The sequence below is a fragment of the Corynebacterium mustelae genome (assembly GCF_001020985.1).
Taxonomy (GTDB): domain Bacteria; phylum Actinomycetota; class Actinomycetes; order Mycobacteriales; family Mycobacteriaceae; genus Corynebacterium; species Corynebacterium mustelae.
The window spans coordinates 163500-188879 of sequence record NZ_CP011542.1 but is presented as its reverse complement, the minus strand read 5'-3'; the positions used below and the strand labels follow the sequence as shown (position 1 = coordinate 188879).

The window sequence follows — 25380 nt, the reverse complement described above, 5'->3', positions numbered from 1 at the left end:
ACGGTGGTTTTCGCTTTTCGACGCCGCCACTGTGGCGATCACTGTGGCGGGTGTTATCTGATAGCTCTATCGGTTACGCCGCCGATGAGTATGCATTAACAATGCACCCAGCGCGCTTATCAAAGCTGCAAATGCGATGAACCACTGTACTGAAGCACCAGTCTTTGCTAATTGCTTGGGCTGAGTTTCAGCTGCTTTTGCTTTCTGCTTAGCAACTCCTTGTTTCGCGATTCCCTTCTTAGGGGGTTGCGGCGCAGGTGGCTGTGGTTTTGGTGTTGTCTTTGTAACTGTTTTGACCAGCATGCTGATAAGCGGTGTCACCAAAAGTGGAACGAGCGGGATTAGCCCCCACCAAAATGGCGGGTTGGAGTTGTTGCGCAGTTCCACATCCAGCACCTGGGTGAAGCTATTCGGTGTGATGGTGACAACCGCGCTGCCGTCGTCGTTAAGCTTAAGGGAATCCGGGGTCGATGAGCTAAAGATTGGCGCATCCCAGCGGAGGATCGCGTCATCTTCTGGCTTAATCTCCTTCAACGTTACTTGGGTGCCTACTGGCAATGGGGGCAGTTCGGCGTATGTTTGACCGGCCTTGATATCGAATTCTTGGTTATGGTTCACGCCAGCTAGCTGCCAGGTGGCCTGCACGCGGAATTTTCTGTCGGCGGCTACCAGCGGTGCGTTAAGGCCTCCGAGTACTTTCCGTATGCTGATGCGTCCAAGTTCACTATAGGCATTTGTGATGGTGATAGTTTTAGCGTCGTTATTTGCCTTAATTGTCTCAGTACCGGTGGTCACTGATTCCGCTGGGTTAAATTGCAACCCGACCACTGCGACTGAGTCTGGGGTTTCAGTAAATACGCAGCTACTGCCAGCTGGAATTTTTTCAAGGGTAGCTGGGGTGTCTGGCGTGATCTTAAGTTCACCTGTGGTTTGTTCCTGTCCCTTGGTGCAGACATATCCGACCCGGTAAGTATGGTTGCGGGCTGCGGCCACGGCTGCTTCAGAACCAACCAGTTCTTTGTTGACGGTGATAGTCCCTACCCACTGGGTGTAGGTATTGGTCACGGCAATCTCGCCGGTGGTGTCTTTGGCGATGGTAACTGGGTCACCAACTGCCACCGTTAGATCCATCAAGTCAATTTTCGCGTCGCGCTCAACCACCGAACACGACATGCCAACTGGAATGCCGGTGACTGTTTTACCTTCCGCTACGGTAACCCCGGTGATCTCACCGGTGAGTTTCTCGTCGCCTTTTGTGCAGGTGTAATCAAAATCAAAGGTCTTGTTCTCTGGTACCTGGGCGCCTTCTTTCGCCACTACTGTCTTGACCACCTTGAATCCGCCGGTGTGGCGGGTATAGGTGTTGGTGAATTCCACAACGGTGGTTTCAGTGCGAGGTTTGATTTCAATTACCTGCGGCTTTGGAATAGCGACATCGTAGCCATCGGCGTTAGCTGATGCTTCGGTTTCGGTGATAGTACAGCTGGTACCGATCGGGAAGTCCTCTAAAGATTCGGCTTCTTTGTCCCCTGTGACTGTTAACGAGCCGTTCGTTCCATCACTGCACTCATAGGTGAATTGGAACTGTTTTGCCTTGATGGTGGCTTCATCAGCAGCAGCAATATTTCCAGCAAGCTGTTTACGCACCTTAAACTTCGCGCGGTGCTGGGTGTAGGCATTGGTGAAACCGAAGGATACAACTGGCTGATCCTTTGCAGCAATCACCTTCGTCTGTGCGGCAGTTGGGGTCCAATCGTGATTATCGATAGCGGTATTATCAGGCTGTTCGGTGATCGTACATGAGGTTCCGACATCGAATTTTTTCACTTCTTGGGTTCCTGCTACCAATGGGCTAATCCAGGTGCCATCGCCAGGAACCAGAAGTTCACCGGTTTCCGCGCCGCAGGTGTAGGTGAATTTGAAGCTTCGGTTTCGTGCCTCAGCTTGTTGCTCACCAGCTACACCCGTGAGGTTCTTTTGAACTCGGAACGTAGCTTTATCCTTGGAGTAGGTGTTGGTAAATTCAGCGACCACTCGTGGTAGATTCAGCGCAGCTATCGCTACGGTTTTCGGTTGGATATTGCCAAGAGCGTAATTATCAATTCCGGCACGAGCTGTATCCTCAGTCACTGTGCACTGGCTGCCTACTTCAATGTCTTTGTCATTGGCTTTTGCAACCCCATCGCCTTTAACTTCGATGACCCCCGTAGTTTTGGCCGGGTCGTTGCATTGGTAGGTGAAGTGGAATGTTTTATTCCGTGCAGCGTCTACATCGGCTGGAGCTAGTCCTTCGACTACTTTGCGAACCTCAAACCGGCCTTTATCTTTGGCATATACGTTATTAAATTCCGCAGTCGCAACCTGATTGTTTGCTGCTGGTTTGGTAATTCGCACTGTTTGCACACCGGTAGCTGGAGTGACGGTGGGGCGTTTGCCAGAAATTTCGGCGGCTGCTGCCACCTCGGTTACCGTGCATTCGGTTCCAATGGGGAACTTCTTATCACTTTTAACAGGCTGTCCGTTGCCTTTAGCGGTGATTGTGCCTTGGGAACGATTCGGGTCATTACATAGGTAGCTGAATTCAAAGTTGTGGTTTTCTACACCATCAATGCCTGAAGCTCGCTTTACGACGCTAAACGGTGCCGCATCAACGGTGGTATTCGTTACAGTGACACCCACATTTCCCTGAGAATTGGTACGAATTACCGCAGTTTTACCACCATTGGTGATGCGCACATTTCCGTTCTGTAGGTCAGCAGGGTTTGTCGCACTAAACACCGGGTCACCGAAGGTGATTCCATTCATGTTGGGGAAATTGATCTCCGAGAGGGTAATTTCCGTTCCCTCCGGTACTTGTACCGTTCCTTTTGCTACTGGCCCGTTCAGGCGTACTTCGACATCTTCTTGCCCACCGTTCCACGTGGCTCGAACGGTAAACGCGGTACCCGCTCCCACGCCTTGGGACTCAGGGGTAATGAGTTTACGAATTTCAAAGGTACCGCTGTTTAAGCCGGTGATCGTTCCGGAGCCGGAAGCTTGATATTCCAACGTATATTCTTGCTGCATGGCACGGAAATTTGTCTTTACCGTGTTCTTCGTTTGTGCGCCAATGAACACACGGTCAGCAGTAGCGGGTTTGGTTTCATAGAAGATTTCATATGCTTTATCCGCGCTCCACCCACCAGGTGGTGCCGGGACACTAAAACTGAATTTCAGTGGGTTCGAGGGATCAACCCGAACGTTTTCGGCCTTTAACTCTCGGATTGCCGGATATACATAGGTGTCAGCAGATCCAGGAACCGTATTGAATTCTTGAACAGATATCTTTTTCTGTGTGTTGAGAGTGTGTTCAACGTATTTCGAGGATAATTCGAATTCATCGGTAAACACAGCAGGCGAGTGCGGTGAATCCGCTAACCAAGCGCCAAAAAATGCGATCTGCCAGGTTGCAGCTTCTTTACCGTCGGAATACCAACCAAACTTGTTGAGGGTATTCAAGGTCACCTGCTTGTGGCCAATCTCGCCACCTGGGACATCGTAGTTGATAATGCGATTGCCACTGAAGGTGAAAGGTAATTGGTTAACCTGGCCAGCTGCTTGGCTTTCCAGATCCACCCGGACCGTTCCATGCACATTGCTTTTCGTGACGAACTTGTCGTTAAACGTACAGGTTAAAATCTTGGTTGCTGCTGTTATCGAACACGTTCCGCCTTCGGTCTTACTTGTATCAGCCAACGGGAAACTAAAGTCGTTCACGAAACCGAATTGTTGCGGTAATTGTAGGGTGAAGAAGTTATTCTCCACTACGCCTTGGGCGGCCCGCCAGTTAAAGAATAACGATAGTTGGTCGTATTGCCGCAATTGCTTAGGGCGTTCTACCCCATCAGGTTCCGAGTTCGCAGTCTTTTTAGTGATGACCAAGTCGGAAAATTCAATACCTGGTTGTTCAGTTTGGGCATGAGCATGACGTGGCGCCATGCAAAATCCCATCACCAGGGCCACAATAATCAGGTTGATCAACGCTAACCTGCGTAATCGCAACTGATTACAGTGCAATCCTATCGCTGTCACGATCTACTACCTTCCATTATCTCCGCGTTTTACACGTTTCAACTTCACCGTTTCACCAAAACTTAAAAAGCTCAGCCCGATCGTGCCATATGCTTAAATTTTTACAAGTTTTAAATGAGACGTTAACGAAACTAGCCTTGCATGAATTATTAGCTGCGTCAATTGTGTTAAATAGACTCATTCACTACGCAAAAATAGCCACAAGTATCAATATTGAAGTTGCTAAATATCTAAATATTTTAAGCATAAAATAAGTTCCAGCTTAGGCGTAATGTCGCCGCAATACGTCGCAATTGGTATAGGTTTAGCGCTACCCGTTCACGCAACGGCAGCGCCTAGTGATTTCACGCGCCTATGTACAAAAATCCCCCCAATTGTGTGGGAAACATTCATTATTGGTCCCCATCACGACCGTTGCTAGCTACGGAAGCCGCCACAGTGCAGTTTGCCTTTGGAAAACTCAACAAGTGCAGGTTTCGATCCTGCCGACAGTCACATCCTAAGAATCGTGGGCGCAAGCTGCACGCAATCTTTGCCCTGCTGGGCATGTGCATGCTGTTGATAGCACGCAAAGCCAGATACAATTAGCCCCCATGAGTGAATCTTCTTCCCACACCAATGCCACACACCCCCTATCTGAAGATTCCTCCCGCTCCACTGAGAAAAATTCCACCTCCGCGCAACGGACGCGGCGTCGCCGACGACGACGCCCATCGGGCACGCCAACTCCGCAACCTACCCGCAATCAAAAAAGCCAGAACCGTCCGCAACGCCGGATTCTCAGCCAGGAAGAAAAAGCGGAACGCGAAGCCAAGCGGTTGCAATATCAAGCAGAACGCGCCGAAGAACTTGCTCGTAGCCCTTATATCGCCATGACGATCCACAGCTCTGGCATCCACCCAAGCACCGCACATATCGTTGCTATCGATGCACTTCTACTGTCACCTACCGGGGAAATAGTCGATGAATACTACACGGTTATCAATCCGGTCGGTGATCCAGGCCCGCAGCATTTGCATGGCCTTACGCTTGTAGAAATTGCGGAAGGAAGCCGGTTTGAACAGGTGCTTAAACCTCTAGGTCGACTTATCGACGGCCGCACGTTAATCGTCAATAACGCCCCATTATCATGGGGTTTTATCCACAACGAAGCACGATGCACCATGGCTAAAGCTGCACGGGCTAACCGAAGCCGCAACAACCGAAATAGGTCACGCCGCAGACACCGGGTGGGGCATGTGCCGAAACCTAAAGGCATTATTGATACCCTCAGCATCGCGCGTCGACAAGCGAAGTTTCTACCCGACATCCGGATTCGCACCGTGGCCCGTGCACTTGGTCTCGAAACCGCCGCTGCTACAGCAACCGTTGAACGAGCACGGCAACCAGCCGCCGACGTTGCACGGGAAGAAACGACGTTGGTTGCCGATATGTTTTTCCACGCTCAGGGGCAATTCCCCGACGCCATTGCCATCACCACACCTGATACCTTGCGTGCCGATGCATTCGGTTTGCAACGCTCTGCCATTCGGGTCGATGCCATAGAAGCCAGCGCCCAGTACGAAAACCCTGGTATCTATAGCCCCGACACCGGATTAATCGCCGGTATGGAGGTGGTAGTCGCCCCCGAGATCACTCTCGACCCCGACATCATCATCGAGGCCATCGTCGCGGCGGAGCTTTTCTATTCCGAGAAAGTCACCCGGCAAACCTCGCTGGTGGTCTGTAACATCACCGATCCCCTGACTGGAAAAGCAATGCATGCTAGCCGAAAAGGTATACCGCTCATCAGCGACACCGACTTTTTGGAACTGGTAAAAACCGTTCAACCAGGAACAACCATCGCACCCGCCGAGGCCTCCTGACTTTATGCCGCAATTGTTGCCAACTAGTAATGTGATGCGCTGATCTTCTACAGGCGAATAACACGATTAACGGACTACACTCTTAGCTCATGAAGTTCCCTCGATTGAGCACACTGGTTCCAGCGCTGGCCACCACAGCCGCAGCAGCTACCGCCGCTGCAAAAGTTCCCGGCCTGCGCACCAAAGCCGCGATCGGTATCGCCAACCTGGCTACCTACGCCTCCCGCGCCACCGGACGCGGCTCAGGCGGAATGATTGGCGGCTTAATAGCGGAGAAAATCGACCCACAGATCATGAAAAACTTGGGTGGTGGCAGGCCCGTTGCCATCGTCACCGGTACCAATGGAAAATCCACCACCACCCGAATGCTGACCTCGGCGTTACGTAGCAGCCACAGTGTTGCCACCAACGACGGCGGCGACAACATGGACGCGGGCATTATCTCCGCCCTCATGGCGGGACGCGAAGCGAGCCACATCGTCCTTGAATGCGACGAGCTGCACGTGCCAGCAGTTGTGGATCGGCTCCGCCCCAATTGTTTAGTTTTGCTCAATTTATCCCGCGACCAGCTCGACCGCGTGGGGGAGATTAATAAGATTGAGCGCGCATTACGCGATTGCGTGGCCGCCCACCCCGAACTAACTGTGGTTGCTAACTGCGACGATGTCCTCGTTACATCCATCGCACTGGCTGCGAAAAACGTCGTATGGGTATCTGCCGGAGCCGGGTGGTTAGGTGACTCCGTTTCTTGTCCCCGCACCGGCGGACACATCATTCACAACAATGGTTCCTGGAAAGCCGCCAAACCACTGCCGGATGGCTCCGCATTCGCCCGGCCGGAACCGGATTGGACAATCACCGACGCGGGAATCACCGATTCCAGCGGTCACACCCACCCGTTGTCACTTCAATTGCCGGGTCGCGCCAACCGGGGTAACGCCACCCAAGCCGTGGCGGCTGCCGTCGCATGTTTCGATATTCCCGTTGAAAAGGCGATTAGCGCCGTCGAATCCGTCGATGACGTCGCTGGCCGGTACTCCACTTTGCAATTAGGCGATCGGTCGATCCATCTCCTTCTGGCAAAAAACCCGGCTGGCTGGCAGGAAGCCATGTCCATGGTTGATCGCAGTGCGGACGGGCTGGTTATCGCCGTCAATGGTCAAGTTGCCGACGGCGAAGATCTGTCCTGGCTATGGGACGTTCAATTCGAAGATTTCGGGCCGCTTAAGGTCATCGCCTCCGGCGAACGCGGCACCGACCTTGCCGTTCGATTGACTTATGCCGAAATCGACCACGACTTAGTATCAGACATGGTCGCCGCAATTGAAGCGTGTCCGGCCGGAAATATCGAGGTCCTTGCCAATTACACCGCATTCCGTGACCTCAAACGCGCGCTGGAACGCCGCATCGCCACCGAGAAGGAGAACTAACCATGAGCACGTTAACAATCGGTTTGGTCCTACCCGACGTCCTCGGAACCTACGGCGACGACGGAAACGCGCTCGTCCTTCGGCAGCGCGCCCGCATGCGCGGCATCGACGCTGAGATCCACAAAATTCGACTCGGCGAACCCGTCCCCACCCAACTTGATGTATATTGCCTCGGCGGCGGCGAGGACACCGCCCAAATAATCGCAACAGAACATCTCAAGGGCGACGGCGGGTTACGTAAGGTCGCCGACGCTGGTGTCCCGATATTCGCTGTATGCGCCGGTTTCCAAATACTAGGAACAAGTTTCCGGGCAGGCGGCACGGAAGTCACGGGACTTGAGCTTATCGACGCCACCACCACAACCCTAAAAACCCGATCCATCGGGGAAGTCACCGCTGCCCCCATCGGCGGCGGGTTAACCGACACCTTCACCGGATTTGTCAACCATATGGGTGCCACCACCTTAGGCCCCGACGCCCAAGCACTGGGCACCATCATCACCGGCCCCGGCAATACCGACCAAGATCAGCGCAGCTACGAAGGTGCCACCCAAGGCAGCATCATCTGTACCTATATGCACGGCTCAGCATTCGCCCGTAACCCCCAACTGGCTGACCTGCTCCTAGCCCAGGCTACTGGAACCACCCTGGCCAAGCTTGCACCGCTGGACATTCCGGTCGTCGAAAAGCTGCGGCGCGAACGCCTGGGGCGATAACGCGCTACAACCGCAACCTGCCGCTAAGGGCACGCGACAACGTGAGCTCATCGACGAACTCCAAGTCGCCGCCCAGCGGCATTCCGGAGGCCAGGCGGGAAACCACCAAATCCGGGAAATCCTTCAATAACCGCACCAAATAGCTCGCCGTAGCCTCACCCTCCGTATTCGGATCAGTGGCGATGATAACCTCCGTGATCTCCGGCGCATCATCAACTAACGGCGCATCCGGCGTGGAGCCTGCTAACTCCCGATCGGGCAACACCCCACCAATCCGCTGCAACAACTGGGAGATATTCAACTCACGCGGACCCACATTATTCAACGGGTCCAGCGCACCCCCCAACACGTGGTAGCGGCCATTGAACTCGCCGGTCCGCTCCAAAACCTGGATATCCTTTGGCTCCTCAACCACACAAATAGTGCCCCGATCCCGCCCCGAATCGGCACAAATCCGGCACACCTCATCGCGGGAAATATTGCAACAAATCCGGCAGAACCGCACCCCATCACGCACTGCCCCCAGTGCCTCCTGCAGCCGCGTAATATCAATCGGCTCCACCTGCAATAGGTGGAATGCAATCCGTTGCGCGCTCTTCGGGCCAACCCCCGGCAACCGGGACAGCTCATCAATCAGATCCTGCAATGGCCCTTCAAACACCTGAAATTTTCCTTTCGGTCAAAACCAACCAACCGCAACTGATTCTGCCACATCACCCCGACACAACCACGTGACAATCCGCAGCATGGGCAAACCCTACAAATAAATCACCAGAGCAGCACCCCGAAACGTCATTCGAATGTGATGCCTGCGGTTTCGAAAAACTCCCGATAACGAACCGCACCCGACTTCTTAAACTCACCCAACGGATCAGCCTCCCAACAATACCGCACCTGCGGCACCGAACAACCCGCCGCAGCCAACTTCGTATCCTCCGCACCCAAAATAATCTGCATCATCTTCCCCACCCCCGACAACGGATGATCCTCATCACCAGCAAACTCATCAGCCAACCGCACCAACTCACCCCGCCACCGCGGATAATCATCCACCATAAACCGCCGCGACACCGCCGGAACCTTCACACCAGCAAACTCCACCCCCTTAAAATTCACATTCCGCCACTTCGCCTTAGAAAAAATCACACCCCTGCAAATTCTGCGCCTCCGGATGCACCCAAATAGTCACATTCGACATCTTCGTCTCAAACCGACTCCGCAACAACAACGGCGACTGCTCATAATTAACATCACCCATCCTCTGGATCACCGTATCCACAATCACCGAATCCACTACAGCAGCCACACCCCCAAACGCCTCCGGCGCAACGCAACCAACAAACTCGCACCCATCAACTACCGAATCACCAAAAAATGACTGATCCGTAAAATCCACCCCCTCAAACCGACAACCCACAATCCGGCCACCAATCACCTTCAACCTGTTAAAAACCGCATCAACAGCAACCACATTCTCTACAGCGCCCCCAACCGAGACCACATAACGCGGAAACACCCCATACGAAATATCCGCATTCCCAATCACCTCACCCGACTTAAACATATGCAGCCCCCGAAGATCACTAGCAACAAAACCCCGAAAATCCTGCCGCCCATCAACCACACCAAACGGCGAAACATCCACCATCGGAACCAACCCCGCATGCGACGAATCCCACCGACCACGCAACTCAGAAACAACACCACTCACACAAACACACCACCCTTACAAAACCAGAATCTCTATTACCAATTGCTAATCACGTTTATTCTCAAGTAGTGCATACGCCCACTTTTCAAAGGACTCATACGGGCCACCGCCATACCACGCCTCATCCGTGAAATCGTAATACCCACACTCCACCTGACCATCAGACTTCCGATGAAACACCAAATAACTAGCACCATTTAGTTTCGCAATCGGATAAAAATCCTCCCGATCTGGATACCACTCACGAAAATTATCAAAAAGGTGCATCTGCGCGTTATCCCACACCACCGCAGGCGCAGGCGGAAGAATCTCCGTCCCATTCACAGTCCAACTATAATAATCCAAGAAAAAATCCTTGAAATCCTGCGGCAACCAATCCGGCGCAAACGCAAAACCCTCCGCCAACAACTCCGGACTCAAACCACCCAACTCAAAATCCGAACCATCAAACCCAACAAAATCCTCATAATTAATCATAAAAACTCCTAACACCTACTCATCCGCAACACGGCCACACTCTGGGAACTCAAGATCAACCTGCAAATGAGACTTCACCAACCGAGAAATTTTCGAAAACAACCGATCCACCGGATCCAAACCCCTCGTAAACGCAAAATTCACCGTACCGTACGCAGACCAAATGACATCTATATACCCCCGACCAGCAAACGTGTCATCACGCGCTAACACCGGGCGATTAAACGACATCGCACGCTTCGCCCGCCGCTGAAACCGCCACGTAATCTCCGGATCAACCTCATGCAACAACCGATGCACCCCGCACGCAAAATCATGAACCAAGCTCAACGTCACATCAGAATCTTCCAAATCACCATTCACCACACGCGACTTCGCAAGCAATAACCCAAGAGCAACCACCTTATCCATCGACGAATCAAACGGCAGCACACCCGACAACGCCGACTCCACCACGGCCAACCGCTCATCCTCACGCGCTAACAACTCATCCACAATCGAGCGTATTTCCTCAGCACTACGCGCATCCGTATCACCAGTAAACCAATCCCGTCCAAACAACGAATACCGCGAACAAAACAACCCAAAATCAGAATCAGTCATGTCAAAAATCTAATCATTACCCTCATCGCTAACGCGCAAAACAGACTCAGGAAACGCAAGATCAACCTGCAACCGTCCCTGAATTAATGTCTTAAAAGCCGAAAAGAAACGAGGAACGAGTTCCTGGCCGTTCAAATATGCGGAATTGATAATCCCGTAGCTATCCCAAATAACATCTACATAACCGCCACCAGCAAACTTGTTATCGCGCGCTGACACTGGACGATTAAACGACACCGCACGCTTCGCCCGCCGCTGAAACCGCCACGTAATCTCCGGATCAACCTCATGCAACAACCGATGCAAAGCACACCCAAAATCATGCACCAAACTCAACGTCACCTCAGACTCCCTCCGATCCCCATTCACCACACGCGACTTCGCAAGAAGCTGCCCAAGAGCAACCACCTTATCCATCGACGAATCAAACGGCAGCACACCCGACAACGCCGACTCCACCACGGCCAACCGCTCACCCTCACGCGCTAACAACTCATCCACAATCAACTGCGTTTCCTCAGCACTACGCGCCGCATCATCACAGGAAAACCAATCCCGACCAAACAACGAATACCGCGAACAAAACAACCCAAAATCAGAATCAATCATGACGCAGCCGCACTCATTTTCTCAATAGAATTCCTATCAAAGCAACCATTTTTCTACCAGAAAGACTATCTCAGGTAGCGTTTGTTTGGCTACGGTTGGGTCGTTGCCGAAAGTTGCCGTGTAGTTGTTTTCTATGCGATCGAATCCGATAACGAGCGTGGAGACGGTACGCTCTCCTGCCGTTTTTCGGTAGATAACGCGATCTTCAAACTGTGGCGATTCCGGGGCGACGCACAAAGCATTGCTCTTGGCAGTATGCTCAGCTAACCAGCCGATGCCCGCCGGGGAGAACCACGGCCGAGTTTCACCCCAGGTTTCGGTGGATATGTCGCCTATTATTTCGTCGCCGAACAGGAGTCGTCGAAAAGCAGTGATATTGATAAGCCCCAAACCCATTTCTGCCCAGCGCGAAATATGCGGCACTGGTTTGCTTACCGGCAATGTCACCTGGAGGGTGTTCCCGCCACGAAACCGCGAGGCGATATTCAATTGCGCAAAAGCTTTATGCGCCTCGTGCAGTCGCGCATCATCCGTCGAATCGGCACTGGCCGCACGCGCCATAATCTCCCACATTGAATCGATCGTGCGCAATGAATCTGGTGTATAGAGAAGAAACTTGTACATTGTCGGCGCAAACGACATTTCGGAAGCACCCGGCCAGGCGACGTCGCAAAGCCCAAGCGCTTGCAACTGGACATTAAAAGCTTCGACATCCTGCTTACGCAGGGGTTTCGGCGCCGTAGCTAAATAATCGCCAACCCGGCGCAGAAGGTTGTCAGCAACATCAGCCATCTGCCGGTGAACAAGTTGCGTCACAAACTGGGTTAAAATCCTAAGCCAATCTGGGTGAGTACATAATTCCTGAGCGGGAACGTGGATAGCTAACCAGCGAAGATCGACATGCTCAGCCACACTTTTAACCCGGTCAGTTATCTGATTTAGCCGTGGCAGGTTCACGTCACCGGCGTCGTTACAAATAGCTACCGTTGTTGTTGCGTGGCTAGGGTGCTTCCCAATAAACAGCTGCGTGATAAACCCGCTTGTCGACGACGACACCAGCGTCTCATCCACTCCCGCAACCGGCACGGAAATCTCCACCTGAGCATCAGCGATATATGGGTTATCTTCGTAACCAAACGCCGGAAAGTTAAACTGCACGTCCACATTGCAAGCAACACCTGCCCATCGTGCCGTTGTCCCCGACACCCGCCAACCCAACCGGGTCAACTCTGTTACTGTTTCCGCCCAAACCCTATCGAAAGCCATAGCTACCCCACCCACCTAGGGCTGAATGAAATCCAGGAATTCTGCATCAGTAAATTTCACCGGCGAGTACCACAGTATTTGTTCCACCATACCCTCGTACTGCCAAAATCCAACCCGGTGCTGCATCGAAAACACATAATCGTTTTCCGGAATTGCCCGTAGGTCCACGCCCAAAGAACGCAGTTGAGCTATGAAATCCGACCACGGCTGATCCAACGACACACCAACAAAGTCCACCCCTGCAAACCGACCTGTCACTGCAATCTCTTCGGGTCGATCGTGCTCATCGAAACTCACTTCCAAAATGAAAGTCTTTCCGGCAGCCTCCAGATTCCCTCGCCACGAATTCGACGTAGTCGAGACAAACGTCAAATCTGGCACCAGATCAAAATAAAACTCCCAATCCGACCAACACCAATCAACGATAAAACCCTGCCAATCGGCTTTCACCATCGGTCTCTCCACATCAACCATCCAATAGATTTGGGAACGAAACTAGTGATCAATCGACCACTGTATCCATGCGCCGGTGTGTCCGGCTACGGGCGCAACTACCAACTTAAGAAAAATCGATACCAGTTACGGCACGATACAGTTCAATGACCGCCGTTTGGACAGAAGGCGGCAATTGTTCGTTCACAGCCTCGGCGATAAAACGTCCGCCACGCGCACCATCATTGCCACGCCCATGTGCAAACCTAAATCGCTCCCAGTCCTGTTGAACTTGCTGAAAAACATGGAAAGCAGCTCGATACTCAGGCGATTCGACGGAATGCTTTCCCATTGCAGCGTTCGCATAGTCAGACACCGCACCGGCATGTTCCACCCAGTTGGGCACAATAAACTTCGTTACATGATCGGCAACTATCACCCGCTCCATAGGCACGCCAACGAACCTCACCATGTGCAATTCCGCGTCTGATAAATCCGTCCCCGAAAGCTGGCTTGCTTCTTTATCCTCCACAAAAGAAACGTTTGACAGTGAACCGCTCACACTACCACCACGCACCACAAGCGAATCCAGATGGGTACTACGAGCCCCCACAAGCTCAACACCGCTGATCGTACAGTTAAACAGCTTTTTTAGAGCCTTCACCGGTATGGGTTGAGCGACCCCCGTAACCGTGGAATCAAACAAACTTACACGGCTTAACGACGTCTGCGCTAACTCGATTCCGCTCAAAGAACAATTCTCAAAACTCACGTAGTACAGCGAAGAATTCGAAAGAGCAAGATCGACGAACTCACAACGACGAAACGAAGCTGCGTCAACCTCCAGCGACGAAAATTCCTTACCCGCTATATGTAAGTCGTCATGAAAACCCATCACTTTAGGCATGTGCAGCTCCGTTTCACGTGTTAGCAATTAATTGTTCTGCTCAAGTAGTGCATACGCCCACTTTTCAAAGGACTCATACGGACCACCGCCATACCACGCCTCATCCGTGAAATCGTAATACCCACACTCCACCTGACCATCAGACTTCCGATGAAACACCAAATAACTAGCACCATTTAGTTTCGCAATCGGATAAAAATCCTCCCGATCTGGATACCACTCACGAAAATTATCAAAAAGGTGCATCTGCGCGTTATCCCACACCACCGCAGGCGCAGGCGGAAGAATCTCCGTCCCATTCACAGTCCAACTATAATAATCCAAGAAAAAATCCTTGAAATCCTGCGGCAACCAATCCGGCGCAAACGCAAAACCCTCCGCCAAAAACTCCGGACTCAAACCACCCAACTCAAAATCCGAGCGATCAAACCCAGCAAAATCTTCATGATTAATCATAAAAACTCCTCACCCCTACCCATGCACACCAGAACCACACTCCGGAAACGCAACATCAACCTGAAACTGCGACTCCGCCAACCGAGAAATTTTCGAAAACAACCGATCCACCGGGTCCAAATCCCTCATAAACGCAAAATTCACCGCAGCATAACTATCAATAATGGCATCAATATATCGATCACCCTCAAACGTGTCATCGCGTGCCAACACCGGGCGATTAAACGACACCGCACGCTTCGCCCGCCGCTGAAACCGCCACGTAATCTCCGGATCAACCTCATGCAACAACCGATGCAACGCACACCCAAAATCATGCGCCAAACTCAACGTCACCTCAGACTCCCTCCGATCCCCATTCACCACACGCGACTTCGCAAGAAGCTGGCCAAGAGCAACCACCTTATCCATCGACGAATCAAACGGCAGCACACCCGACAACGCCGACTCCACCGCAGCCAACCGCTCACCCTCACGCGCTAACAACTCATCCACAATCAACTGCGTTTCCTCAGCACTGCGCGCCGCATCATCACAACCAATCCAATCCCGACCAAACACCACATACCGCGAACAAAACAACCCAAAATCATCATCAGTCATGACAACACTTCCTTAAAATAATCAACGATTTTTCAATCACTTAGAAAGAACAAAAGCATGATTTGCAGTATCCCAATGGAAACCTTTTTGTTCAAAGTATTTTTGTACAGGTTTTGTAAATTGTGCGTCGCGTACTGCATAACTTGCAGCTTCCCCACTTATTCCTAGCGCTTCCTGCCTAATTAAAACAGATTGTTGGAGTGCTGGATCACCATGCCACATCACAGAACTCAGTTTTTCTTTTCGCACCAACACAACATCTTTATTTATTTGTTGCCGAACGAACTTATTTGATCCTACACGACCAGTCTTTTGCTCGTGTCCAATACCCAACTCTGACTCAAGTACATCTACAAACCGACGTCCTGTCTTACCTCCAGATTTTTTACCAGCGTCAAAAAACGCTTCCTTCATTATCGTTCCGGAGCCTTCTAGTGACTCCGCCAAGGCATCCCGCGCTAAATCACCTACGGCTTTGTTTTGGATGATTTGATGAGCTTTAAGCCCGTAGTAGTCGATAAGTGTGGTGGGGTTGGTGACGTAGCCTTGGGGTGTTGCTATGTTCGGGCTTACACCGAGTGGGTCTTGGGCGTTATAGATTCCGGCTTCTGGTTGGTAGTACCGGTACCGGTTATACACCCACCCGGATTCCGTGTCTTCGTACTGGCCAGCAAACAACAACGGGCACTGATTCTTCCCCCGCCAGACACGCTGACCATACAACGACTGGGAACTACACCCAGTAACCTCACCAGAATCCGGATCCACAAGCTCCAACGGGGCACCAGCAAGATCTGTTGTCATCGCAGCAAACACCACATCCACCTGCTCCTGCGACCACGACAACACCCGTGACGGATCAGCAGGATCCACAACCCCACCACTACCAGGATCCACCGATCGAACATCCGCTGGTTTTACCGGCTGGCCGTGCGTGGTTAAGGTCAGCTGCCCGATCGGATCCACGGTGTCCGGATCATAGATCCACATCCGACCCACCACCCCATCACCACCAGGTGTGGTGACACCAGCAGCCAAAGCAGTATCAGGTGTGGTGGTGTAGGTGACATGTTCCCCAGTCAGGAGATCACCAGTATGGGTGAACATCACCCGCACAAGCACCTGACCACTACCAGTATCAATGGTCTCCTTCGCCACCCGACGCCCCAGGCCATCATAAATATACTTATACCCCACACCAGGTGTATCCGACGAGGTAAACCCCACCGGCTGAGTCGACGTACCCGCATAAAAAACGTCTTCACCAAAGGCTTCTTCGACAACCGCTTCGTCACCGTACGTATCACCCGACCAGCCGGATCATACTCATACCGAGTCCGACCCACCCGAACCGGCTTCGTCCCAGAAAACTCCACATCTGATACCACACCAGACACCGATGACGGCACATACCCACCATCCGCCTGAAACTGGGAATCAGTACGAATACTCGTGAGCACACCAGCAGCAGAAAACCCATACACCTCCGACACCCCACCAACCGACGCCTGCGACGATGCTAGGGACGGGGTGTGGCCGGTTGATGTGTAGCCGGTTGGGGTGTGGCTGGTTGGGGTGTGTGCTGGTGGTTGGGTGGTGACAGCGGTGATCTTACCCATCACATCCACATCAAAAGTCTTCATCCCACGAAGATGATCCGCCACACCAACAACCACATCATCCACACGCCACGACAACCCATAGCCCGACATACGCCTACGCCCACCCGGCGCAGTAGCATCCAACAGGTACGTATGATCATCAGTTTTACGCGAACACCTGTCATAGGCATACTCCCTGACAAGCGACCCAGTATGCATCCAGCTACGCCGACTAGCAGCATCAACCCCAAACCCACATTCCGTAACCACCTGACCCGGTACACCCGCAGCCACCTTATCCACAGTAGAACGCGACACCAGTGTCGACGCAATAAGTCCTGTGACCTCATCATGAGTAACAAACCCCGAAATCACCTGACCAGTCGGTGTCGTCGTATGCTCCGCCACAACCCGACCTATCGGATCAAACTCCACCTGCGTCACAGTCGACTCACCACTAGCAAGCGTCACCGTTTCAGAGATTCTACGACCATACTCATCCACCCCAAACACAACTGTCGTCTCCGGAGTGGTAACAGACCGCACCCGCCCTAACTCATCATAAGAGTACCGAATAACCCCAGCAGCATCCGAAACAGAATCCACCAACCCCAACCGATTCACCCGCACGGTCTTCACACCCGCAGCCGACGCAACACGCGTAACCACACCATCAGAATCAGTGGCAGTACTCGTCGTAGTAGTCACACCATTATAATCCGTCTCCGACACCACCTGACCATCCAACCCATACACAAACCGCCACGTATGCCCATCCCCATTCGTCACCGCCACCGGCTGCATCTGCGTATTATACGTACACCTCGTCACAGCACCTGTCGGATCCACCACCTCCACCGGCTTATCAAACACCGTAAACCGCGTCCTGGTCACCGCACCGATCTCACTTACCGCCTCGGTGATATTACCCTCCCCATCATAACCAAACACCCGCATACCACCATCAGGCTGAACAACAGACTCCACCCACCCCTCCGGCGAATACGACACCTGAGTTACAGCCCCTACCGGATCCACAACCTCCGACACAAGACCACGCACATCCCGCACATAACTCGTTCGACCCCCAGCAGCATCCACCACCGCCACAGTGCGGCCAGCATCATCACACTCAACCACAGTACGCACCCCAGCAGCATCCACCACCACCGCCGGTACTACACCCGACGCACGATACTCAAACTCACAACACGTCACAGCACCCGTCGGATCAACAACCCGCGTGACCAACCCACACGCATCAACCTCATACTCAGAAACCAGACCATCCCGACCTACAACCCGAACCGGAACACCCCACGAACCAGGCTCCACACAAACACTACTCCCATCCGGGAAAATAGTCTCTGTGACTAACCCGTCCTCGTTGTAGCTAACTTCGCTGGACTTACCAGTGGTGTCAATGCTGCGGATTGCCTTGTGGTACTCGTTGTATTCCGAGTCCTGTACTCGGCCTTCTGCCGTGATGATTCGCCATACGTCACCGGCGGCAGTCGCCCGGTACACCGTCGGACGAATATCACCTAAGAATTCATCATGAAGCCACTCCTCCGGAACTGTCCATGCGTCCGTATCACGTGGACCCATCCGGCCGGAACCGGTCATCCCCGCAGCAGCTAACCCACCGGACCGAAGTGTTTTAACTAATGGGAGTTGTTCAATTCGGGTGAAGTATTCATCGACAACACTGTCACCAGCAACAAGTGGATCTTGGTGGAAAGCACCAGCCGCTTCAACCAGTACGCAGACTGTGCCACCGAGTGGGGCGTCGGTACCGGTATCTTCCAGCCAGATCAGTGCGTTGGGGAACATGCCACCGGTTCCGACCTGTGTTACTACTCGTCCTTGGTCATCAAATCGGTAGAAGTATGACACGCCATTGCGGTCTGTCCAGGCGTATGCCCGACCGTGACTATCGTAGTGGTACTCCAGGATCCCATCATGGGAGTTTCGTACCCTGGCCAACTGTCCGTCCGCGTCGTACTCATACCCGATCACTTTCACCGGTTCCTGGTCAGGATGCGTGTGTGGGTTCGACACCCACACGTCACTTAACCGACCAATAACCATGTCATAACCCAAATCCACCCGGGTTCCATCACTGCGCACCATCGCGGTCATCAAGCCAGATGCTTGATCCCATACATACTCAATCCGGTGGCCGGTGTGATGCACCAAAGCTGATAGGCCAATCTCAACACCAATCTCCCACGTATCGGCGATGCTGCCTGGGGTGATTCCCATCCCCACCATGGAACCACCCACACACGGCACACCATCAACCACACCACCAGCACCAGCAATTGCCCCAGGTTTCGTCGTCACCTGGCTCCGATGAGCTTCCGCAGGATCAAGATCATACACCCGAAATTCGTAGACCACACCAGCGGAAATATCTCGAACCCGATACGCACCATCACCAAACGACAACAACCACGGCCGACCATCCGCACGCACCTCAGACCCATCCACAGGCGGCAATGGGAAGGTCAATAGCGCACCGTCGGGGCTGACCATAAGGATTTCGTCTTTCATGACTTCAATGTGAGTATCCGCCCGGCTAACCCACTGTGGCCCTAGTACCCGGCCCATTTGGTGGCTGGAATTGGCGTGGCGATCAACCACCAGTGGTAATACGCCAGAAATATGGACGTCCGTAACGAAATCAACCATGTTTCCGGTGGCCATGTCCACCGGTTCGGCGGCGAAGCAAATCTGACCGCCCCGGGTAACTTTGCTGTACATGGTCTTTGCTAGTTGTTCGTTGGCGATAAACCGCATGCCATCAGCGGATCGCAATGCGGCAAGTTTCGCAGCAGACTTCGCCTGCGACTTCACAAACGATGCCGCAGCTGACGACAACTTTGATCCCTTCGTCGCCAGGTTCTGGGCCGTGCTGCCAAGTTTTCCTAGTTTGGCTAATTTTCCGAGTCCCCCGACCGCACCGGAGGTTAAGGCATCAAATGCGAATTCTTCCCAGCTGGCGTTACCGGTAGCGGCCAATAGGCCTTTCAAGCCAAGACCAACCGCGTACAGTGCGACACCAATCACCTGCAAACCTGGTATCAATGCCAAAATGCCGCCGATAAGCTGCAACGCGTCAGATATTACTTTCAACCAGTCGGCGTTTTTATCCATGAAGTCATCAAGCTTCTGCCACAACTCTTGAAGGAAATTCGGATTCTCCTCAAACCGCTTCCGCGCCTGCGACGCAATCTTTTGCACCTGCACATCCACCCCAGCACCCAACACCTCCTTAATCGCTTTAGCCGACGCCAAATCCTGCTCCCACTTCACCCACGCAGCCTCATGCGCCAACCGCGCCTGCTCCATCGCCGCAATAGCAGCAGCAGCCCCCGGCGTCCCCGCCGCCGCAGCCGCCGCAGCCTCCGCAGCATTCAACTGCATCGCCGTCGAATTCACCACCCCATGATCCACCCGGGCATTTTCCCGCAACCCCCGCATCTGCGCCTTCTGCCCCTCAAGCAGATGCGCATACTGAGCAATCGCATCACCCACCCCCACATGCGCCCCACCCGCCACATCCAAATGCGACGGAAACTCCCCATTAATCAACTCCCGAAACCGATCCCCCTCCGAACCCACAAAACCCCCATCCGACACACCCCGCAACAACCCCGCCGTCTCCAACGCCTGCTCCCCAAACCGACGCCACTTCGCCCCCACCAACACCAACGCCGACACATCCCCACCAAGGCGAAAATCCGAAACCTCAAACCCCACAAACGGCCCAACAAACCTACCCGGCACAACAACCCCTACAAACTACCCACAAACCAACAACACAACAAAAACAAAAACAAGGGGCACGCACACACCAACCAGCACACACGCACCCCACCACCAACAACCAGCAACCAACTACTGGCCAGACAACGACCCCGACACCCGCGACCGCGTCTCCGACACCGCCTGCGTATTCTCATCCAACGCCGCACGCACCTGCCCCAAAATACCCTTAATATTCTCCGCAGCAGCAGACCACTTCCCATGCACCCCCCGATACAACTCCTGCTCCGAACCATCCCACCCCGCAGCCAACTTCGACACATCCGACTCCATCTCCGACAACGTCGACTCAATCGCCCCCATCACCGCATGCAACTCCTCCGCCGCAGCCTCAGCACTCGCATGATCATACGCATACACAGACACAACAAAACCCCTTCACAAACAAACAAACAACAACAAACAACAAAAACAAACAACAATGCGCCACCCACGACGCACCAACACAAACTACAAAATCGGACCCGACTGAAAATTCATCCCCGAAAAACGCTGCTGCAACGTCGCAGCCTGATCATCCTCACCCACCTGATAATCCTTACCAGCCTGCTCCACCCGCGACGTCAACTCCTCCAACGCCTGATTCACCAACTCCATATTCTCACTCCACGCCTCCGTCATAGAATTCCACGCCTCCACAGACGCACCCTTCCACACCCCACGCAACGGCTCAATAGCCGACACAAACGACGACGCCTGCGACTTCAACTGCTCATGATTCACCCGCAACGACTCCACATGACCCGAAACCGCAGAATGCTCAACAGACACATTAGACGACTGAGACACAACAACACTCCTTAGAACGTTTGTACTTCTAATTACATCGACGTAAGTCAATGCCATAGTGTAACTGCATCTTGGCTACCGGTATAGAGAAATCTACATATTGACGATTTTTGCCCCCAAAATTTACCCCTTACAGTCCGTGACCTGCGCAGATACCCCGTAATCGCATCCACTGTAACCAAAAGGGAAATCTCAGCAAAATCACAGTACTTCTGCCACGTAGCCCGTTGCACATAATTTAAAATTATGCAAAGGTTTATGCAAAACATATCCAGCTAGCCGCTATTTTGCTACCCTTGAATGCTGCCTGAGCAATAGCAAAAGCCTCCGTCACGATGAGTTCACACCACTCATAACGGAGGCAAAAATGTGAGGAATCTTAGAACATTCCATCGAGTCCTTGGGACAGCGGCCCCATCTTTTCTTCAGCAAGACGCGCAAGCTGATCGTGTGCATCGTTGTATGCGCCTACTAATAAGTCCTGTAGGGTTTCAATATCATCCACGTCGACAACCTTTGGGTCGATATTAACGGCGGTGGCTTTGCCGGAACCTTCCATTGCCACGGAAACCAAGCCGTTACCAGCTTGACCGATCACGTGAGACTTAAGAATCTCTTCCTGCGCTTGATGCAGTTTCGCTTGCATTTCTTGTGCTTGGGCCAGCAATTGTGACATGTCTGGTTGCCCCATAAGTTATGCCTTTCTCTAAAACAAAACGTCTGTCGTGTTGATAGTGTACCGGTAGCGCAATCGCTCGTGCAGTTACAGCGCGCGTGCCCCAAGCTCCTGTTCCAGCAAATCCATAGCAACAGTCATGGCACTACGGTGGTCTTTTGTACCCACCTCGCTCGCGGCTTGTTGCATCATTTCAGCCTCTTCGCTTTCGCTTGTTGACGCCTCAGCCGCCGCAGGCTCCGTCGCCGGAGTGGTTGTCACGGTAGCAGTTGGCGCTGGCATGCCTTCATCGGGCGGATAGCCGTATGGGTCGTCCGGTGGCGGCGCATCATCCCAACCAACTGGTTCGGGCGGTGCTGGAGTTCCGTCAGCAAAGCGAGGCGCGTTGGCTTGTGCCGCTAGTTTAGCCGCCCCGCGTTCGGCAGCCTCTTGCCAGCGGGAGCGTTTAGGTTGTGTTTCTGCTGCAGGCTGCGGTTGTGGTGTTGCTACTGGCTGCGGCGTTGATTGCTGATAACCAGTAGGCAACACTGGTGGCACAAATCCCGTGGGCTCATACTTAGCGGCTTGCTCCTTAGAGGGTTGCTTATCGACGTTTTCTGCTGCAGCAGGTTCCGAAGTTGCGGCCACTACCGGCTGCGGGTCGGGTTTAGCGACAGGTGCCATGTCCGAAATGGCGGTTTCCACCTGGGATACGGAAATATCACTTTCCGCACCGATATGTGCCGGTTCACCCCAGGTGTCAGTAGGTGTTGGTGCCGGAGTCTCACCAGCTGGTTGCGTTGGCGCTTCGGTGCGAGGCGGCGTCTTTTTCTCCCCGCCTATGGGCGCTGGTTCACCCCAGGTGTCGGCGGGTTCTGTTGCCGGAAGTGGCTCTTCTATCGTTTCGTTATTGATTTCTCTCTCAGGCTCCTGAGGTTCATCAGCAGGCTCAGCGTCAGCGGGTTGCGCATCGGTGTGTACGTGCGGATTCCAGACTGGCTGCGGTTGCGGAACATCAAAACCATGCCGCTTCGGGTCGGTGCCAATCACGCATTCCACTGCGAATGGGTGTTGGGTCAGTTCTTTAACCGCATCGGTGATAAAGCCGTTGTGGTCAGTGGAATTCAATCGGGCAGCCAACGCACCAGTGTTATGGCCGATGATGAGGGTGTCGTCTTTAATCCCCAATGGTTTTGCCCCGGTAAGCAGGATGCCCGCGACCTCGTTGGTGCGCTTCACCTCGGCGATGATCTTCGACCAAGCCTTAGTGACATCCACGATTGGGTCCATAGCTGGTTGTTCCACCGGCTCAGTCGGGGCAGATTGCGGTGGTTCTTCCGCCACGACCGGTTCCGGAGTATTCGGTTCTGCGGCTACCGCTTTGGGTTCTTCTGCTGGCTGGGGCTCGGGCTCTGCGGCAGGCGCAACGGTCGGCTGCGGTGCAGTTTCTGCCTGCGCCTGGGCTTTCGCTTCCGCCTCCCGTGCTTCGGCTTCAGCCTTGGCGCGTGCTTCTGCTTCTTCCCGGGCGCGGCGTACCGAGGGGCGTTCGTATTTCGGCGGAGTGGCCGTGGCTGGTGAATCGGCGGGGGCGGCTGCCAGGGTGGCAGGTGCCCCGGCGGTTGCTGGTGCGCTGACTACCTGCGGCTGTTGGGCACCGCCTAAGAGCATCTTTGCGCACAGAATTTCCAGCAACAGGCGAGGGCTGGTAGCCCCCCGCAGCCCCGCGATGCCGTCGTTAAGCGTGGCGGCAATGCGCGGCAACTGGTGAGGGGCGAAAGCTTGAGCTTGGCTGCGTAACACCTCACCCCGGTCGGTCGGGGCGTCGACAAGCCCCGCAGCAATAGCGTCGGGGACGGCCTGTAGCATAATAAGATCCCGCAACCGGTCGAGTAGGTCCTCTGAGAATTTTCTGGGTGAAAGCCCTGCCTCGATCACATCATCAACGGCGAGGAATAGCCCGGCTTTATCGTCGTGCGCGAGTGCGGTGACGGCGGCGTCGATAAGCGAATCGTCGGTAACGCCGAGCAGTAACCGGGCGTGCTCGTAGGTGAGCCCTTCGGGGCCCGTACCGGCGATTAACTGGTCTAATACGGATAGCGTGTCGCGCGGGGACCCGCCCCCGGCGCGGATAACCAGCGGGTAGACGGAGTCCTCGACCTGGACGTTTTCGCTAGCGACGGTGCGTTCCAACAGCCCCCGCATGGCGGAGGGAGTTAGGAGTCTAAATGGATAATGGTGGGTGCGGGACCGGATGGTGCCGATGACTCGTTCCGGTTCGGTCGTTGCAAATATGAAGATTAGGTGCGCTGGTGGTTCCTCGACGATTTTCAGCAGCGCATTGGAACCTTGATTGGTAATCATGTGCGCTTCGTCGATGATGAAGATCCGGTAGCGGGATTCCGCGGGGGCGAACATTGCGCGATCGCGCAGTTCACGCATGTCTTCGACGCCGTTGTGGCTTGCTGCATCGAGTTCGGTGACATCAAGGTTACCGGGGCCGTTGGGGGCTAGCGATATGCAGGAATTACACACGCCGCAGGGGGTTGCGGTAGGGCCTTCCACACAATTGAGGGAGCGCGCCATGATGCGTGCGGATGAAGTTTTGCCGCAACCGCGCGGGCCGGAAAAAAGGTAGGCGTGATTGATTCTGCCGTTGTTGAGTGCTGCAGACAGCGGCACGGTTACCTGTTCTTGCCCGACAAGTTCGCCGAAGGAACCGGGGCGATACTTCCGATATAAAGCCACGGTTTAACCCTACCGTAACCGGCCGCGCCGCAACTTCAATGCTGGCTAGTATTCCAGCACACGGGTCCAATCCGATAAATCAATTGCGGAGTTTGCCATTTCTTCCAACAGTTCTTCCGGGCCGTAGGTGACGCAGTAGTGAAATTCTTCCTCAGTGAGCATAAGAAGCTGAAGCAAAAGCGTCCAGCGATCATCTTCGATCACTTGGGGAACTTGCGGCCCCCATTGAAACGGCGACATGAGCAGCCCGTGTCGCACGGTTATGTGCTCGGGCAGTTCAATCACGTCTCCGACCCCTGGCAGCAGGGTGCCTGGCTGGGCGGTTAACACACCGTTCGACCGCACCAACATTTGGGTTGCGGCGTCTAAAAGGCGCATTGCTTCGCTTTTCGACGCGCGCGTCTGCGTCACCAATTCGCAGCGTACATCCATGCCCGCCGATTCCAGACCGGTGTCTACCTCGTTGAATCCAACCGTGGCGCAAATGACAACATCGTCTTGTTGAAACGTCGCCAGCACCGGGGTGGCGGCTTTTTCATGTTGGGATTCGTGCAGTTCCATGTCCCCATCGAACAACCCCGCCAACCACGTTGCGGACTCCGCAATATCCATC

Annotated in this window: 22 protein-coding genes; 3 read left to right on the top strand and 19 right to left on the bottom strand. The window is 53.7% G+C overall.

Annotated elements, in window-relative coordinates; translation table 11 throughout:
• Nucleotides 1-66: 66 nt before the first annotated feature.
• The gene (locus CMUST_RS00880) at nt 67-4071 is read right to left on the bottom strand and encodes a DUF5979 domain-containing protein (protein WP_047260932.1); all 4005 of its coding nucleotides are present in this window, start codon (nt 4069-4071) and stop codon (nt 67-69) included.
• A 593-nt stretch (nt 4072-4664) separates the two neighbouring features.
• Between CMUST_RS00880 and CMUST_RS00875 the strand changes: the two genes are divergently transcribed.
• The 3 genes from CMUST_RS00875 (at nt 4665) to CMUST_RS00865 (ending at nt 8082) form a co-directional block, all read left to right on the top strand.
• A complete protein-coding gene (locus CMUST_RS00875; RefSeq protein ID WP_236690134.1) occupies nt 4665-5936 on the top strand; it encodes a DNA polymerase III subunit epsilon in 1272 nt (423 codons plus the stop codon).
• Nucleotides 5937-6025: 89 nt separating this feature from the next.
• The gene (locus tag CMUST_RS00870; RefSeq protein WP_083987379.1) at nt 6026-7366 is read left to right on the top strand and encodes a MurT ligase domain-containing protein; all 1341 of its coding nucleotides are present in this window, start codon (nt 6026-6028) and stop codon (nt 7364-7366) included.
• Nucleotides 7367-7368: 2 nt separating this feature from the next.
• Nucleotides 7369-8082, top strand: coding sequence for a type 1 glutamine amidotransferase (locus tag CMUST_RS00865; protein WP_047260931.1), 714 nt, complete (start codon nt 7369-7371; stop codon nt 8080-8082).
• 4 nt (nt 8083-8086) lie between these two features.
• Here the strand turns inward: CMUST_RS00865 and recR are convergent, their stop codons facing one another.
• From recR to CMUST_RS00780, 18 genes are all read right to left on the bottom strand, one after another.
• Nucleotides 8087-8743 carry a recombination mediator RecR gene (recR, locus tag CMUST_RS00860; RefSeq protein ID WP_047260930.1) on the bottom strand — a complete coding sequence of 219 codons (657 nt, stop codon included), beginning with the start codon at nt 8741-8743 and terminating at the stop codon, nt 8087-8089.
• 131 nt (nt 8744-8874) lie between these two features.
• A complete protein-coding gene (locus CMUST_RS00855) occupies nt 8875-9228 on the bottom strand; it encodes a hypothetical protein (protein WP_158408176.1) in 354 nt (117 codons plus the stop codon).
• Entirely contained in the window at nt 9215-9793 is a 579-nt protein-coding gene (locus tag CMUST_RS00850; protein ID WP_047260928.1) for a hypothetical protein, read from the bottom strand. The genes CMUST_RS00855 and CMUST_RS00850 overlap by 14 nt, the downstream gene beginning before the upstream one ends.
• Before the next feature lie 45 nt (nt 9794-9838).
• Nucleotides 9839-10270: a hypothetical protein gene (locus CMUST_RS00845; protein ID WP_047260927.1), complete on the bottom strand. Its 432-nt coding sequence runs from the start codon at nt 10268-10270 to the stop codon at nt 9839-9841.
• A 15-nt stretch (nt 10271-10285) separates the two neighbouring features.
• A complete protein-coding gene (locus CMUST_RS00840) occupies nt 10286-10873 on the bottom strand; it encodes a hypothetical protein (protein ID WP_047260926.1) in 588 nt (195 codons plus the stop codon).
• Nucleotides 10874-10882: 9 nt separating this feature from the next.
• On the bottom strand, nt 10883-11482 hold the full coding sequence (locus CMUST_RS00835) for a hypothetical protein (RefSeq protein ID WP_047260925.1): 600 nt from the start codon (nt 11480-11482) through the stop codon (nt 10883-10885).
• Nucleotides 11483-11518: 36 nt separating this feature from the next.
• Entirely contained in the window at nt 11519-12748 is a 1230-nt protein-coding gene (locus CMUST_RS00830) for a hypothetical protein (RefSeq protein ID WP_047260924.1), read from the bottom strand.
• A gap of 15 nt (nt 12749-12763) precedes the next feature.
• Nucleotides 12764-13201, bottom strand: coding sequence for a hypothetical protein (locus tag CMUST_RS00825; RefSeq protein ID WP_047260923.1), 438 nt, complete (start codon nt 13199-13201; stop codon nt 12764-12766).
• Nucleotides 13202-13307: 106 nt separating this feature from the next.
• Nucleotides 13308-14087: a pentapeptide repeat-containing protein gene (locus CMUST_RS00820; protein ID WP_047260922.1), complete on the bottom strand. Its 780-nt coding sequence runs from the start codon at nt 14085-14087 to the stop codon at nt 13308-13310.
• Nucleotides 14088-14114: 27 nt separating this feature from the next.
• Nucleotides 14115-14543 (bottom strand): hypothetical protein, encoded by a 429-nt coding sequence (locus tag CMUST_RS00815; RefSeq protein WP_047260921.1) that lies wholly within the window; start codon nt 14541-14543, stop codon nt 14115-14117.
• A gap of 15 nt (nt 14544-14558) precedes the next feature.
• A complete protein-coding gene (locus CMUST_RS00810; protein ID WP_047260920.1) occupies nt 14559-15146 on the bottom strand; it encodes a hypothetical protein in 588 nt (195 codons plus the stop codon).
• A gap of 36 nt (nt 15147-15182) precedes the next feature.
• Complete coding sequence (locus tag CMUST_RS17000) at nt 15183-16304, bottom strand: RHS repeat-associated core domain-containing protein (RefSeq protein ID WP_144414085.1); 1122 nt, start codon at nt 16302-16304, stop codon at nt 15183-15185.
• Complete coding sequence (locus CMUST_RS00805) at nt 16253-20539, bottom strand: DUF6531 domain-containing protein (RefSeq protein WP_052844454.1); 4287 nt, start codon at nt 20537-20539, stop codon at nt 16253-16255. The genes CMUST_RS17000 and CMUST_RS00805 overlap by 52 nt, the downstream gene beginning before the upstream one ends.
• A 111-nt stretch (nt 20540-20650) precedes the next feature.
• Nucleotides 20651-20944, bottom strand: a complete 294-nt coding sequence (locus CMUST_RS00800; RefSeq protein WP_047260919.1) for a WXG100 family type VII secretion target — start codon at nt 20942-20944, stop codon at nt 20651-20653.
• 84 nt (nt 20945-21028) lie between these two features.
• Complete coding sequence (locus tag CMUST_RS00795; RefSeq protein WP_047260918.1) at nt 21029-21367, bottom strand: WXG100 family type VII secretion target; 339 nt, start codon at nt 21365-21367, stop codon at nt 21029-21031.
• Nucleotides 21368-21746: 379 nt separating this feature from the next.
• Complete coding sequence (locus CMUST_RS00790; RefSeq protein ID WP_047260917.1) at nt 21747-22058, bottom strand: YbaB/EbfC family nucleoid-associated protein; 312 nt, start codon at nt 22056-22058, stop codon at nt 21747-21749.
• Between the two features lie 72 nt (nt 22059-22130).
• A complete protein-coding gene (locus tag CMUST_RS00785; protein WP_047260916.1) occupies nt 22131-24767 on the bottom strand; it encodes a DNA polymerase III subunit gamma and tau in 2637 nt (878 codons plus the stop codon).
• Nucleotides 24768-24812: 45 nt separating this feature from the next.
• Complete coding sequence (locus CMUST_RS00780; RefSeq protein WP_047260915.1) at nt 24813-25379, bottom strand: suppressor of fused domain protein; 567 nt, start codon at nt 25377-25379, stop codon at nt 24813-24815.
• Nucleotide 25380 lies beyond the last annotated feature (1 nt).

Coding starts and splice junctions, on each gene's coding strand:
- CMUST_RS00830 (WP_047260924.1), bottom strand. CDS start 12,748: ATGGCTTTCGATAGGGTTTGGGCGGAAACAGTAACAGAGTTGACCCGG.
- CMUST_RS00780 (WP_047260915.1), bottom strand. CDS start 25,379: ATGGATATTGCGGAGTCCGCAACGTGGTTGGCGGGGTTGTTCGATGGG.
- CMUST_RS00820 (WP_047260922.1), bottom strand. CDS start 14,087: ATGCCTAAAGTGATGGGTTTTCATGACGACTTACATATAGCGGGTAAG.
- CMUST_RS00840 (WP_047260926.1), bottom strand. CDS start 10,873: ATGACTGATTCTGATTTTGGGTTGTTTTGTTCGCGGTATTCGTTGTTT.
- CMUST_RS00825 (WP_047260923.1), bottom strand. CDS start 13,201: ATGGTGAAAGCCGATTGGCAGGGTTTTATCGTTGATTGGTGTTGGTCG.
- CMUST_RS00790 (WP_047260917.1), bottom strand. CDS start 22,058: ATGGGGCAACCAGACATGTCACAATTGCTGGCCCAAGCACAAGAAATG.
- CMUST_RS00810 (WP_047260920.1), bottom strand. CDS start 15,146: ATGACTGATGATGATTTTGGGTTGTTTTGTTCGCGGTATGTGGTGTTT.
- CMUST_RS00870 (WP_083987379.1), top strand. CDS start 6,026: ATGAAGTTCCCTCGATTGAGCACACTGGTTCCAGCGCTGGCCACCACA.
- CMUST_RS00865 (WP_047260931.1), top strand. CDS start 7,369: ATGAGCACGTTAACAATCGGTTTGGTCCTACCCGACGTCCTCGGAACC.
- CMUST_RS00875 (WP_236690134.1), top strand. CDS start 4,665: ATGAGTGAATCTTCTTCCCACACCAATGCCACACACCCCCTATCTGAA.
- CMUST_RS00815 (WP_047260921.1), bottom strand. CDS start 14,543: ATGATTAATCATGAAGATTTTGCTGGGTTTGATCGCTCGGATTTTGAG.
- CMUST_RS00845 (WP_047260927.1), bottom strand. CDS start 10,270: ATGATTAATTATGAGGATTTTGTTGGGTTTGATGGTTCGGATTTTGAG.
- CMUST_RS00835 (WP_047260925.1), bottom strand. CDS start 11,482: ATGATTGATTCTGATTTTGGGTTGTTTTGTTCGCGGTATTCGTTGTTT.